The 12749-nt window shown below is 74.9% G+C and carries 10 protein-coding genes; 4 read left to right on the top strand and 6 right to left on the bottom strand.

Annotated elements, in window-relative coordinates; genetic code table 11:
• Nucleotides 1–2: 2 nt before the first annotated feature.
• From ACWEJ6_RS14630 to ACWEJ6_RS14620, 3 genes are all read right to left on the bottom strand, one after another.
• Nucleotides 3–1718, bottom strand: coding sequence for an acetolactate synthase large subunit (locus ACWEJ6_RS14630; RefSeq protein ID WP_452423968.1), 1716 nt, complete (start codon nt 1716–1718; stop codon nt 3–5).
• Nucleotides 1719–1785: 67 nt separating this feature from the next.
• Complete coding sequence (locus tag ACWEJ6_RS14625; protein WP_452423966.1) at nt 1786–5076, bottom strand: BTAD domain-containing putative transcriptional regulator; 3291 nt, start codon at nt 5074–5076, stop codon at nt 1786–1788.
• A gap of 47 nt (nt 5077–5123) precedes the next feature.
• The gene (locus tag ACWEJ6_RS14620) at nt 5124–5591 is read right to left on the bottom strand and encodes an ATP-binding protein (RefSeq protein WP_358291444.1); all 468 of its coding nucleotides are present in this window, start codon (nt 5589–5591) and stop codon (nt 5124–5126) included.
• 195 nt (nt 5592–5786) lie between these two features.
• Between ACWEJ6_RS14620 and ACWEJ6_RS14615 the strand changes: the two genes are divergently transcribed.
• Nucleotides 5787–6035, top strand: coding sequence for a hypothetical protein (locus tag ACWEJ6_RS14615; protein WP_452423964.1), 249 nt, complete (start codon nt 5787–5789; stop codon nt 6033–6035).
• 35 nt (nt 6036–6070) lie between these two features.
• Here ACWEJ6_RS14615 and ACWEJ6_RS14610 read toward each other — a convergent pair whose 3' ends face one another.
• Together ACWEJ6_RS14610 and ACWEJ6_RS14605 are read right to left on the bottom strand one after the other, a co-directional pair.
• Nucleotides 6071–6754, bottom strand: a complete 684-nt coding sequence (locus ACWEJ6_RS14610) for a DUF2267 domain-containing protein (RefSeq protein ID WP_452423962.1) — start codon at nt 6752–6754, stop codon at nt 6071–6073.
• Between the two features lie 61 nt (nt 6755–6815).
• Nucleotides 6816–9095, bottom strand: coding sequence for a xanthine dehydrogenase family protein molybdopterin-binding subunit (locus ACWEJ6_RS14605; protein WP_452423960.1), 2280 nt, complete (start codon nt 9093–9095; stop codon nt 6816–6818).
• 88 nt (nt 9096–9183) lie between these two features.
• Here ACWEJ6_RS14605 and ACWEJ6_RS14600 point away from each other — a divergent pair, with 88 nt between their 5' ends.
• Entirely contained in the window at nt 9184–9666 is a 483-nt protein-coding gene (locus ACWEJ6_RS14600) for an MSMEG_6728 family protein (protein WP_387671646.1), read from the top strand.
• Here the strand turns inward: ACWEJ6_RS14600 and ACWEJ6_RS14595 are convergent.
• On the bottom strand, nt 9655–10692 hold the full coding sequence (locus tag ACWEJ6_RS14595; protein ID WP_452423958.1) for a carboxymuconolactone decarboxylase family protein: 1038 nt from the start codon (nt 10690–10692) through the stop codon (nt 9655–9657). The two genes, ACWEJ6_RS14600 and ACWEJ6_RS14595, sit on opposite strands and share 12 nt — an antisense overlap.
• Before the next feature lie 166 nt (nt 10693–10858).
• Here ACWEJ6_RS14595 and ACWEJ6_RS14590 point away from each other — a divergent pair, with 166 nt between their 5' ends.
• Together ACWEJ6_RS14590 and ACWEJ6_RS14585 are read left to right on the top strand one after the other, a co-directional pair.
• Nucleotides 10859–11989 (top strand): sensor histidine kinase, encoded by a 1131-nt coding sequence (locus ACWEJ6_RS14590; RefSeq protein ID WP_358291432.1) that lies wholly within the window; start codon nt 10859–10861, stop codon nt 11987–11989.
• Nucleotides 11986–12645 carry a response regulator gene (locus tag ACWEJ6_RS14585; RefSeq protein WP_397155305.1) on the top strand — a complete coding sequence of 220 codons (660 nt, stop codon included), beginning with the start codon at nt 11986–11988 and terminating at the stop codon, nt 12643–12645. The genes ACWEJ6_RS14590 and ACWEJ6_RS14585 overlap by 4 nt, the downstream gene beginning before the upstream one ends.
• Nucleotides 12646–12749 lie beyond the last annotated feature (104 nt).

Raw genomic sequence — 12749 nt, 5'->3', positions numbered from 1 at the left:
ACTCATTCGTCATCTCCCCAGTTCGGAGCCAGGTCCCTGGCGATCCGGATGTCGTCGTTGCTCGTGCCGGCGGGCACCATGGGCCACACCATCGCGTCCCGGTGCACGACGAAGTCCACCACCACCGGCCGGTCGTCGATCGCCATGGCCTGCTCGACGGCCGCGTCCACGTCCTCGGGGCGTTCGCAGCGCAGGCCGTGGCAGCCGTACGCCTCGGCCAGCGCGACGAAGTCCGGGATGCGGCGGGCGGCGCGCAGGTCGGTGTTGGAGTGGCGGCCGTCGTACATGAGGGTCTGCCACTGGCGGACCATGCCGAGGCTGCCGTTGTTGATGACGGCCACCTTGATCGGCACGCCCTCCAGCGCGCACACGGCCAGCTCCTGGTTGGTCATCTGGAAGCAGCCGTCGCCGTCGATCGCCCACACCGTGCGGTCCGGGCAGCCGATCTTGGCCCCCATCGCGGCGGGGATCGCGAAGCCCATCGTGCCCGCGCCGCCGGAGTTGACGAACGAGCCCGGCCGCTCGTGGGCGATGAACTGGGCGGCCCACATCTGGTGCTGGCCCACGCCGGAGGTGTAAACGGCCTCAGGACCGGCCAGGGCGCTCAGCCGCTGCATGACGTACTGCGGGGCGAGCGCGCCCTCGACCGTCTCGTAGCCCAGCGGGTACGTGCGCCGGTACCCCTCCAGCGTGCGCAGCCAGTCCGCGCGGTCGCCCGGCCGGCCGTCCAGGGCGGCGGTCAGCTCGGCCAGCACCTCCTTGCAGTCGCCCACGACGGGCACGTCGGCGTGCCGGTTCTTGGAGATCTCGGCCGGGTCCACGTCGGCGTGCACGACCTTGGCGTGCGGCGCGAACGTGCCCAGGTCGCCGGTGACGCGCTCGTCGAACCGGGCGCCGAGCGCGACGATCAGGTCGGCCCGCTGGAGGGCTCCGACGGCCGCGACCGAGCCGTGCATGCCGGGCATGCCCATGTGCAGCGGGTGGCTGTCGGGGAACGTGCCGCGGGCCATGAGCGTGGTGACGACCGGGATGCCGGTCAGCTCGGCCAGGCGCAGCAGCTCGGCGGACGCGCCCGCCTTGTGCACGCCGCCGCCGACGTACAGGACCGGCCGCCGGGCCGTGGCCATGAGCTCGGCGGCCGCCCTGATCTGCCGGGCGTTCGGCCGGGTGACCGGGCGGTAGCCGGGCAGCCGCATGACCGGCGGCCAGACGAAGGCGGTCTCGGCCTGGAGCGCGTCCTTGGTGATGTCCACCAGCACCGGACCCGGACGGCCGGTGGAGGCGAGGTGGAACGCCTCCATGATCGTGCGGGGGATGTCGGCCGCGTCGGTGACCAGGAAGCTGTGCTTGGTGATCGACAGGGTGATGCCCGTGATGTCGGCCTCCTGGAAGGCGTCCGTGCCGATCTGCGAGCTGGGCACCTGGCCGGTGATCGCGACGATCGGCACCGAGTCCATGTAGGCGTCGGCGAGCGGCGTCACCAGGTTCGTGGCCCCGGGGCCGCTGGTCGCCATGCAGACCCCGACCTTGCCGGTGGCCTGCGCGTAGCCCTCGGCCGCGTGCCCGGCGCCCTGCTCGTGCCGGACCAGCACGTGCCTGATCGAGGTCGAGCGGTACAGCGGGTCGTAGGCGGGCAGGACGGCGCCGCCGGGGATGCCGAACACGGTGTCCACGCCGACCCGCTCAAGCGCCCGCACCAAAGCCTGCGCACCCGTCATCCCGCACTCCCCTCCCGGCGATCGACTCCCCTGGCGATCGTCAGGAGAGTCGATCAGGGGGCCCTTGTCATCCGCTGGTGGCCAGTTGCAGGTGCTTGCGGCCGGGCCCCCGGCGGGCCTCGGCCGCCCGGTCGCGCCACCAGGTCAGGCCGTTGCGGGCGGCCAGCCGTTCGAGCTCGGTCAGGTGCCGGACCGCGCTCTCGTGCCGGCCGGTCGCCTCGGCCAGCAGCGCGAGGTGCCAGTCCACCGGCCCCATCCAGGCGCAGGCCGACAGGACGGTGATCCGGCCGCCGAAGGGCAGCAGCGCCTCGTAGAGCAGGCGGCACTCGTGCACCCGGCCGAGCGCCGCCGCGGCGGCGGCCCGCAGGCACAGGGTGGACGGGCGCGACCGGTCGAGCAGCGGTTGGCCGTCCAGCTCGCGGGCCTCGTCCAGGCGGCCCTGGGCGTGCCGGTGGAGGGTGCGGGCGGCCTGGTCGAGGGCGTGGTTCGCGCCGCGCAGGACGTCGATGAGCGGGCCCGCGGCGGCCATCGTGCCCCGGTGGTAGTCCAGGGCCAGGCGGCCGGCGGTCACCGCGCGGGTGGCGTGCCAGATGCCGAGGCCGGACGCCTGGTCGGCGGCGTCGGCGTACAGGTCGTCCGCCTGGTCGAAGTGGCCGCCGAGCACCAGCCGGCCCGCCCGCCAGAGCGTGTGCTGGAAGCGCGGCCAGGGCAGCGGGAGCCGGTCGAGCAGGTCGTCGCAGCGGGCCGCGGCCAGGTCGGCGCCGGTGACGTCGAACAGCTCCAGCCGGTTGTGGGCGTCCATCATGTTCGCCAGCAGCTGGTAGGCCGGCTCGCCGTCCGCCAGTTCGTGCAGCTCGGCGGCGAGGTCCGCCAGCTCGTGCACGTGCAGCGGACGCGGCAGCGACAGGTGCCTGGCGTTGAGCGCGCGCATCAGCAGCCGCCGGTCGCCCAGCCGCCGGGCCATGGCCACGGCCTGCGCGGACAGCCCCTCGGCCCGCGGGTCGCCGGAGGCGTCGTAGAGCTCCTGGGCCAGCCCGGCCAGCAGCATCGCGCGCTCGGGGCCGTCCGGTTCCGGCAGCTCGCGCAGCGCGTCCTCGAAGCGGCGGACGAGCAGCGGGTCGGCCGCGCCGTACGGGTCGCGCAGCGTCCAGATCGTCGGCGTGTCGAACGAGGTCAGCGCCCGGACCCGGAGCGCCGCTCCCCCGTCCGTGATGCGGTCGGCCGCCCGCACGGCCTGGTCCCTGACCCGGCGGGCGGCGGCCGGCTCGCCCGCCGCGAGCAGCGCGCGCACCTGCCGCAGCAGCAGCTCCACGTGCTCGGCCGGGTCGCCGCCGCAGGCGTCGTGCGCGGTCACCGCGTGCCCCAGCCAGGACGCGGACTCGGCGTAGCCCAGGCGCAGCTCGGCCTGCTCGGCCGCGGCCCGCGCCCACCGCACCGCCTCCCCGTACGCCACCGGCCCGGCCTGCACGGCGTGGTGGGCGATCACCTCGACGTCGGTCGCCGGACGGGCGGACAGCGCGGCGGCCAGGTCCCGGTGCAGCGCCGCCCTGCGCAGCGGCGGCAGGTCCCTGACGAGCGCCTCGCGCACCAGGTCGTGCACGAACGCCAGCCGCCCGCCGGCCCGCGCCGCCAGCAGGCCGCCGCGCACGGCCCGGTCGAGCGGCTCGTACGCCTCCTCCCCCGCGACCCGGGCCACCACGGCCGGGTCGAACTCCCGGCCGGCCAGCGCCGCGACCGCCAGCACGTCCGTGACCCCGGCGAGCGCGTCCAGCCGCAGGCGGACCAGCTCGGTCACCGCCTCGGGCACCTCGTCCACGTCCGGGTTCTGAGCGAGCAGCCTGATGCTCTCGCGCAGGAAGAACGGGTTGCCGCCGGTGCGGTCGGCCATCCTGGCGCACGACTCGTCGTCCAGCTCGACGCCGAGGTCGGCCGCGATGGCCCGGACCGCCTCGGGGCCGACGCCGGTCAGGCGCACCCGCGACAGGTCGTAGCGGACCAGCCGCCCGAGCACGTCGCCGGTCCCGGTGCGGAAGGCCGCGACCAGCGTGACCGCGCCGCCGCGCAGCAGCATGACCAGATGCCTGAGCAGGTCGAGCGAAGCCGGGTCGGCCCATTGGAGATCGTCCAGGACGATGACGAGCGGCTGGGCGCGCGAGGCCGTGACCAGCCATCGGGCGGCGGCCTGGTTCCGGCGCGACAACAGGGCCTCGGCCGGGCCACCGGCGTCCGGCGGCGCTTCGGGGCGGGCGTCGAGGAGGCCGGACAGGGGCTCGCGGTCCGGCGGCGGGCAGTGCGGCTCCAGCGCCTGGAACACCTGCGTCCACGGCCACAGCGCGGGCGTGCCCTCGGCGTCGTGGCAGCGTCCGCGGAGCACGAGCCGGCCGAGCCGCGCGCAGTGCTCGCCGAACGCCTCCAGCAGCCGCGTCTTCCCGATCCCCGGCTCACCGCTGACCTCGGCGACCGCGAGCCCGGCGGGCGCGGCCCGCTCGGCCACCGCCACCAGCTCGGCCAGCTCGGCCTCCCGCCCGTGCGGGACGTCCAGCGGGCGTGGCTCGGCCACCAGCGCCGGGGTGTCGTCCACCGGCGCGAGCGAGCCGGCCTGGCGCAGGATGTCCGACTCCAGCGACCGCAGCTCGGGCCCGGGATCGAGGCCGAGCTCCTCGGACAGCCGCCTGGCCGCCGTGCGCAGCACGGCCAGCGCCTCGGCCTGGCGGCCGGTGCGGTACAGGGACAGCGCGAGCAGGCACCACAGGCGCTCGCGCAGCGGGTTGGCGACGGTCTCGGCCTCCAGCTCAGTGATCAACGCCTGCGGACGGCCCAGGTCGAGCAGCGCGCGGGCCCGCCGCTCGACCGCGACCAGGCGCAGCTCGCGCAGGCGGCTCACCTCGACGATCGTCCACGGCTCGTCCTGGAACTCCTCGTACGGCGAGCCGCGCCACAGCCCGAGCGCCTCCTCCAGGCAGGCCAGCGCCTCCTCGGCCGACCGGAACTCGGCCCGGTTCACCAGCTCGGCGAAGCGGAGCGCGTCCACGTCGGCGGCGGCCAGCAGGTAGCCGGGCGGGCGGGCGATCAGCGTCCTGGGCCGGGCGCGCGGCCCCCGGTCCGGCTCGATCGCGCGGCGCAGGTTGGAGACGTAGGAGTGCAGGGTGGGCAGGGCGCTGGGCGGGGCGGCGTCGCCGTACAGGTCGTCGATCAGCGTCTCGGCGGGGACCACGGCCCCCTGCGCGACCAGCAGCCGGGCCAGCACGGCTCGCGGACGGGGGCCGCCGAGACCGACCGCGCCCCCGTCGGCGTCGCGGACCTCCAGCGGCCCCAGAACTCGGAATTCCACGTTGTCCCACTCATCGGCTTCGTCCAAATCGATCACAGTATGGTCGGGCCGACTTGCAGGAGACTGGAAGCCCTCTACGTGCCCGCCCTGATCGGGACGACGTTGCCGGGCCCGCCGCGGCGTGGCAGCGCGAACCAGGTGGCCTTGCCGACCAGGTCGGGGTGGGTCAGGTACCGCTGGGGATGGCAGCCGTAGAAGCCGTCGGAGAGCCGGGCGACGATGCGCAGCCCCCGTCCGTGCTCGGCGGACGGGTCGGGGACCGAGGGGGCGGGCAGGGGCGGGCCGGCGTCCACGACGACGCACATGACCTCCTTGGCGTCCACGTGCAGGAGCAGCTCGTAGGGGCCCTCGCCGTACATGAACGCGTTGGTGACCAGCTCGCTCACCATGAGGACGGCGTCGTCCACGACGTCGTCGTGCAGGTCGAGCCCGGACAGCTCCTCCCGGACGATCGACCGGGCGTGGCCGACGGTCCGGGCGTCCGGGCGCAACGGCCATACGTACTGCATCCGGCTCCGCCGGGCCGACCGCAGCCTGGACATGGCCTCTCCATCCTGGGAAGGGCGGCGACGAATGCTCGTTTCAGTCAACACGAGACCTGCCTCCGAGTTGTCGGACATGCGGCTGTCCAAACCTGTACGCACGCAAGGGCCGTTCGGGTCGAACGTTTTCCGAGAAATCCCGACTTTCTTCGCGGTCCGACATGTCTTCCCAGGTCAGCGGGTACGGACAGGGCCATGAGCAGTCCTGACGAGAACACCCCCGAGACCGACACCACGCCGCTCCTCGACGCGGCCAGGCGTCCGGCCGAGCGCCCGGGTGGACGTCCGGGTGAGCGCCCGGCCGGACGTCCGGGCGTGGCGGGGAGGATCCCGGCGGAGCACAAGACCGCCGGGCAGGCGGCGCTGGAACAGGCCCTGTCGCAGTCGGGCAAGCACCTGGAGGACCTGACCGGCGAGACGACGCCCGACCGGCCGCGCGGCTAGCCAGGCCCGCGCCCCGAGACCGGCCGGGCCCGCGGCTACGGGCGGCCGATGCCGGCGCCCACCTCCTCGATGAGGTCGTCGACCCGCCTGGCCAGCTGCACGTCGAGGGCCGTCACCGCGCCCACGGAGACGGTCCTGACCACGATGGCCAGGCCGTCGGCGGTGTCGTGGAGCTGGGGCTGCCGGCCGTAGGTGGCCTTGAGCCGGTCGAGCGCGCGGCGGACGGCACGCAGGTTCTCCCGCGGCAGGGGGATCTCGCGGCGCAGCGCCGAGCGGTCGCCGGTCCACAGCGGCAGGGTGGCGAGGGCCGCGGCGATCTCGTCGGCGGTGAGCGGGGCGGCGTGCCCCTTGGGGCCGGTGATGCCGCCGCCGCTGTCCGGCGGGTCGAACAGGGGGCGTACCTGCTCGGGGATGTGCAGCCGGGCGATCAGCTCGGGGTCCTGCTCGGCGACGGCGGCCAGCACGGCCTGGGCCCTGATCCTGGCCTGCTCGGGCGGACGGCGGCCGAGCAGCGCCGCCTGCCGGACGAAGCCCTCCTCGGTGCCGTCGTTGCGCGGATGGTCCATGGGGAAGTCGTTGGTCAGCTCGGGCGGCAGGGCGTCGAGGAGCTCGCGCCGGTCGTCGTCGTCGAGTGTGCGGGCGAGCGTGGTCAGCGTGGCCTCCGCCGCCGCTCTGGCCGGGCCGGCGCCCAGGCCCGTCATGCGGCCGATGGACGCCAAGAGTGCACGATATTCCATGATTCGTCCCCCGATCCGAACCTTCAGGCTCCTCGTGCCCAGGTCAGAGGTGCCGACACCTCCACACGGCCTGAGGGGTGAGGGGCACGTCGGTGACACGTCCGGCCAGCTCGGGCATGGCGGCGGCGACCGCGTTGCCGATGGCGGCGGGCGGGCCGATCGTGCCCGCCTCGCCCGCCCCCTTCATGCCGCCCGGGGTGAGCGGCGAGGGGGTCTCCAGCAGCACGACCTCGATGTCGGGCACCTCGCGGGTTGTCGGCAGCAGGTACTCGGCGAGCGGCTGCCCGTCCTCGGTGTGGACGATCTCCTCGGTCAGCGCCATGCCGATGCTCTGCGCGACCCCGCCGCGGATCTGGCCCTCGACCACGGACGGGTTGACCAGCGTCCCGGCGTCGTTGACCACCCAGTAGCGCTCCACCTCGACCGCGCCGGTCTCGGGGTCCACCGCGACGGCGGCGGCGTGCGCGCCGTAGGCGAAGGTGTAGGCGGCCGGGTCGTAGCTGACCCGCTCCTCCAACCCCGGCGTGACGCCTTCGGGCAGGTCCCAGGCCCGCCAGGCGGACGTGGCCAGCTCCCGCAGCGACACCGACGCCCGCGGGTCGCCCTTGACGCGCACGCACTCCTCGGCGATCTCCAGGTCGCCGGGCGCCGCCTCCAGCCGGTGGGCGGCGATGGCCAGCAGCTTGTCCCGCAGCCGGGCGGCGGCCTGGACGAGCGCCCCGCCGCCGACCGCCAGCGACCGGCTGGCGATCGACCCGATCGACGAGTACGGCGTCGCCGCCGTGTCCCCCAGCACCACCCGCACCCGCTCGATCGGCACCCCCATCCGGTCGGCCGCGACCTGGGCCAGCGCGGTCTCGATGCCCTGCCCGATCGAGACCACCCCGGACGACACCACCACCGACGCGTCCGGCTCCATGCGCAGCACCGCCGTCTCGTAGCCGCCCGCCTGGATGCCCGACGCCTTCATCTCCATCGACGGGCCCAGACCGGTGGTCTCGACGTGGCAGGAGTAGCCGACGCCGCGAAGGCGGCCGTCGTCCACGCCGGTGACCGGGGTGACCAGGTCGCGCAGGGTGCGCAGGGCCCGGGGGTAGTCGCCGGAGTCGTACTGCTGGTAGACCCGGCTCGTGCACGGCAGCTCGTCCGGCGTCAGCATGTTGCGCAGCCGCAGCTCGACCGGGTCGAGGCCGAGCCGCCGGGCCGCCTCGTCGATCAGGCGCTCCCTGGTCCAGGTGCACTCGGGCTGCCCGAAGCCGCGGTAGGAGCCGGTCGGGGTGGTGTTGGTGACCACCCCGCGCACCCGTACGCCGACCCGCTCGAACCTGTAGGGCCCCGGCAGCAGGGTGGCCGAGACCGCGAAGGGCGAGATGCCCACGTTCGAGGGATGCGCGCCGAGGTCGCCGAGGATGTCGGCGTCCAGGGCGACGAACCGGCCCTGGCCGTCGAGCGCCAGCCTGGCCCGGTGGACGGCGGCCCGCGCGGGCAGGGTCGCCGCCAGCCGGTCGCCGGGCGACTCGGTCCAGCTCACCGGGCGGCCCGTCCGCATCGCGGCCAGGCAGACGAGCGCCTCGTCGGGGTAGACGTGCTCCTTGCCGCCGAACCCGCCGCCGACGTCCCGGCTGATCACGCGTACCCGGTCGTGGGTGAGCCCGAACGCGTCGGCCAGGTGCTCGCGCACGTGGTGCGGGGCCTGGGAGGAGGTGTGCACGGTCAGCTCGTCGTCGGCGTAGGAGGCCACCACGCCGCGCGGCTCGACAGGATGCGGCGAGATCCGCCCCATCCTGAACGTCATCTCGACGACGTGCTCGGCGGACTCGACGAACTCCGCGCAGTCGGCGTCGCCGAGCAGGAAGTCGGTGACCAGGTTCGTGCCCCACTCGGGGTAGAGCAGCGGCGCGTCCTCGTCGAGTGCGCGTTCCGCGCCGACGGTCGCGGGCGACTGGTCGAGCTCCAGGTCCAGCAGGTCCGCGGCGTCGCGGGCGGCGGCGGGGGTGCCGGCCACGACGACGGCGATCGGCTGGCCGGCGTACCTGATCGTGTCGTCGAGCACCCGGTAGGCGGTCAGCCGCTGGCCGGGGGCGAGGGTGACGCAGGGCAGCAGCAGCTCCGCGGCGTCGGCCGGGGTGATGACGTCGAGCACCCCCTCGACCGTCCAGGCCGCCTTGGCGTCGCAGCCGAGGAGCCGTCCGTGCGCGACGGGGCTGCGCACCACCACCGCGTACGCCATGCCGGGCAGGCGTACGTTGCCGACGTATCTCCCCTTTCCGGTCAGCAGTCTGGCGTCTTCCCTGCGAGGCGTCCGCGCGCCGACATAGCCCATGGGCCGATTGTGCGCGCCGCGAGGCGTGCGGTCCATATACGATCTCGCGGGGCGGCAGGCGGGAAAGACCAGGTCAGCGGGGGCATAGATGCAGACATTTCTTCCGTATCCGGATTTCGCGGCCAGTGCCGGGGTCCTGGACGCGCTGCGGCTGGGCAAGCAGCGGGTGGAGGCTCTGCAGGTGCTGCGCGCCCTGATCGTCCCCGGCTACGGCTGGCGCCACCACCCCGCCGTCAAGATGTGGGCCGGCTACGAGGAGGCCCTGGTCCGCTACGGGCTCGACGTGTGCGAGCGCTGGTGCTCGACCGGCCGGGCCGACACCTGCGCGGCCACGATGTCCGTCGAGCTGGGCCGCGCCTGCGGCACCCCCGTCATCCGCACCCAGCACGAGCTGGCGGCGGCTGGCGAGCTGCCGCCCTGGCTCGGCGACGACGCCTTCCACCTCAGCCACCGCTCCGCCCTCCTGCGCAAGGACCCCGATCACTACCGCCCGCTCTTCGGCGACGAGCCCGACGACCTGGAATACGTCTGGCCCGCCTCGGGCCGCCCGCCCGCCTGCCTACCGGCCTGACCGCCCGCCCGCGCCCGCGCGGGTCCCGGTGAGGACGCCCTCCGCGTGCCGCGTCGCCGTGGCGGCGCCGAAGGCGACGAGCCGCACCAGGTCCTCGTCCGTCGTCGCGGCGCCGCGCCAGGCGGCGACGTCCGCGTCGGTGACCCGGTAGGGGGCGAGGGCGGCGAGCAGCGCGAGCCTGGCTCCCGGCCGTTCCTCGCCGGGCACGCCCGTCAGCGGGCCCGAGAGCCAGTCGCCGCCCATCGGCGGGTGCTCGCCGTCCCAGGCCGCGACCGCCTCGGTGACGGCAGTCCGCGCCGGCTCGCCGAGCAGCTCCCCGCCCGTCGCCGCGACGGCCATGAGCGTGGCGTACGCCGTGCCGACCGGCGTGCCGGCCGCCCAGGCGGGCTCGGGCGGGGAGGGCAGGCCGTCCAGCACGTCCAGGCCCGCGCCGGGCGGCAGCTCCCTGCGCACCGTCCGGGACATGGCCCGGCCGCCCACGCTGCGCACCAGGCGCGACTTCTGCAGGTTGCCCGGCAGCAGGTTCTCGGTGAGCAGGGACGAGGCGATCCGGTTGACGAAGTGGAAGGTCAGCGCGGTGCCGACGTACGCGGGCGCCTCGTCCGCGGGGAAGGGCGCGGGCACGCGCCGGTCCTTGGCCCACCGCAGCAGCGCGGCGTGCCCCGGATCCGCCGGCACGCCCCCGGCCGCGACGGTCTCGGCCAGCCTGTGGTCGCCGGTGGCGTGCAGCAGCGTCGTGTGCGCGGCCACGCAGAACGGGCACCGGTTGGCCAGCGACACCCCCAGCGCCACCACCTTCCTGCCGGTCCTGGACCCCGGCCCGGCCAGCAGCGACTCCCGCAGCAGCGCCCAGGTCCCGGCCAGCACGGCGGGCGCGGGCGACAAGGTCAGGAAGACCGCCATGCGGGCCATGCCGAAGTCGTCGGCGAGGCGGGCGTAGACCTGGGCCACCCGGCCCGTGGCGTCCTGCGGCCGGACGGGCGTGACGTAGCGGAACTGGCCTGCGGCCGTCTGCGTCGTGTTCATGGCCGCCATGGTGGGCCGCGGGACGGGCCGGAGTCGTCCTGCCCTGGATGACTTCCGCGGCTACGGCGCGGGGCGCAGAGGCGGACGGCGTACGACGGCGGGAGTAGTCCCCCATTCCGCCCATGTGAGGACGATTATCGACACATCAGGCTCTACTGTGCTTGGCATGAGCTTGCGATGGCACCCCGCCGTCATGGACGCGGCCCTCGCGGCGGTGGTGGCCGTGCTGCTGACGGCGACCGTGGTGGCCACGCCGGACGCGGGGCCCGCGGACTACGCCGCCGTGCTCGCCGGGTCGCTCGCGCTCGTCGCCTGGCGGCGGGCGCCGGTCCCGGCGCTGCTGGTCACCACGTTGTGCATGCTGGTCTACTCCGCGCACGCCCAGCCCGGCCCGCCGGCCGCCTTCCCCGTGATGGTGACCGTGTTCGCCACGGTCAGGGCCGGTCACCGGGCGCTCGCGGCGGCGGCCGGCGCGGTGTTCCTGGGCGGGACCCTGGCGGTCAACCTGGCCACCCCCGACGGGCAGACCGCGCAGGAGATCGTGCAGAAGACGACGCTGCTGCTCGGCTGGTTCCTGGCGGCCGGGGTGACCGCGACCGTGACCCGGCACCGGCAGGCGTACCTCGTGCAGGTCGAACAGCGGGCCGCCGAGGCCGAGCGGACCCGCGAGGAGGCGGCGCTGCGCCGGGCGGGCGAGGAGCGGCTGCGCATCGCCAGGGAGCTGCACGACTCGCTCACCCACACCATCTCGGTCATCAAGGTGCAGGCGGGCGTGGCCGTGCACCTCGCGCGCAAGCGCGGCGAGGAGGTGCCGGCGGCGCTGCTGGCCATCCAGGAGGCCAGCGGCGAGGCCATGCGCGAGCTGCGCGCCACGCTGGAGGTGCTGCGCGAGGACGACGACGCCCCCGCGGCCAGCGGCCTCGACCGGCTCACCCACCTGGTCGAACGGGCCCGCTCGACCGGCGTCCCGGCCACGGTGACGGTCACCGGCGACCGCCGCGACCTGCCGGCCGAGGTCGACCGGGCGGCCTACCGGATCGTCCAGGAGGCGCTGACCAACGTCTCCAAGCACGCCGGTCCCGCCACCGCCTCGGTACGCGTCGACTACGGCAAGGAGGAGCTGATCGTGCAGGTGGACGACGACGGCCGCGCGAACGGCGGCCCCTGCGACCCCGGCGTGGGCCTGCTGGGCATGCGCGAGCGCGTCACGGCGCTCGGCGGGCGGCTGGCGACCGGGCCGCGTCCCGAGGGCGGGTTCACCGTGCGCGCCGAGCTGCCGCTGCAGGAGGCCCGGTGATCCGCGTGCTGCTGGTGGACGACCAGGCCCTCATCCGCGGCGGCTTCCGCGCCCTGCTGGAGGCCGAGGACGACATCGAGGTCGTCGCCGAGGCCGCCAACGGGGAGCAGGCGGTCGCCCTCGCCCTGGAGCACCGCCCCGACGTGGCGCTCGTGGACGTGCAGATGCCCGTCATGGACGGCATCGAGGCCACCAGGCGGATCGCCGCCGACGAACGCCTGGCCGAGGTCCACGTGGTGATCCTGACCAACTACGGCCTGGACGAGTACGTCTTCCACGCCCTGCGCGCCGGCGCCAGCGGCTTCCTGGTCAAGGACACCGAGCCCGCGGACCTGCTCCAGGGCGTCAGGGTGGCCGCCCGCGGCGACGCCCTGCTCTCCCCCGCCATCACCCGCCGCCTGATCGGCGAGTACGTCGCCCGCCGCCCCGAACCCGAACCCCAGGGCCTGGACGTGCTCACCAACCGCGAACGCGAGGTGACCGCCCTGGTCGCCCGCGGCATGTCCAACGACGAGATCGCCGCCCAGATGGTGATCAGCCCGACCACCGCCAAGACGCACGTCAGCCGGGCGATGACCAAGCTGCACGCCCGCGACCGCGCCCAGCTCGTGGTCTTCGCCTACGAGTCCGGCCTGGTGACCCCGCGCGAGCGCTGACCCGAGGCTTGACCGTCGAGGAACGCGGTCCCTCCGCATACCCGTCCCGGACTGAGTACACTCGGGCACGTTCAACGGCCGAGACTTGTACGGCGAGGCTCTTG

The sequence above is a fragment of the Nonomuraea sp. NPDC004702 genome, assembly GCF_053601695.1.
The sequence above is the reverse complement of the archived record's forward strand: the minus strand, read 5'-3'. Positions and strand labels throughout refer to the sequence as shown.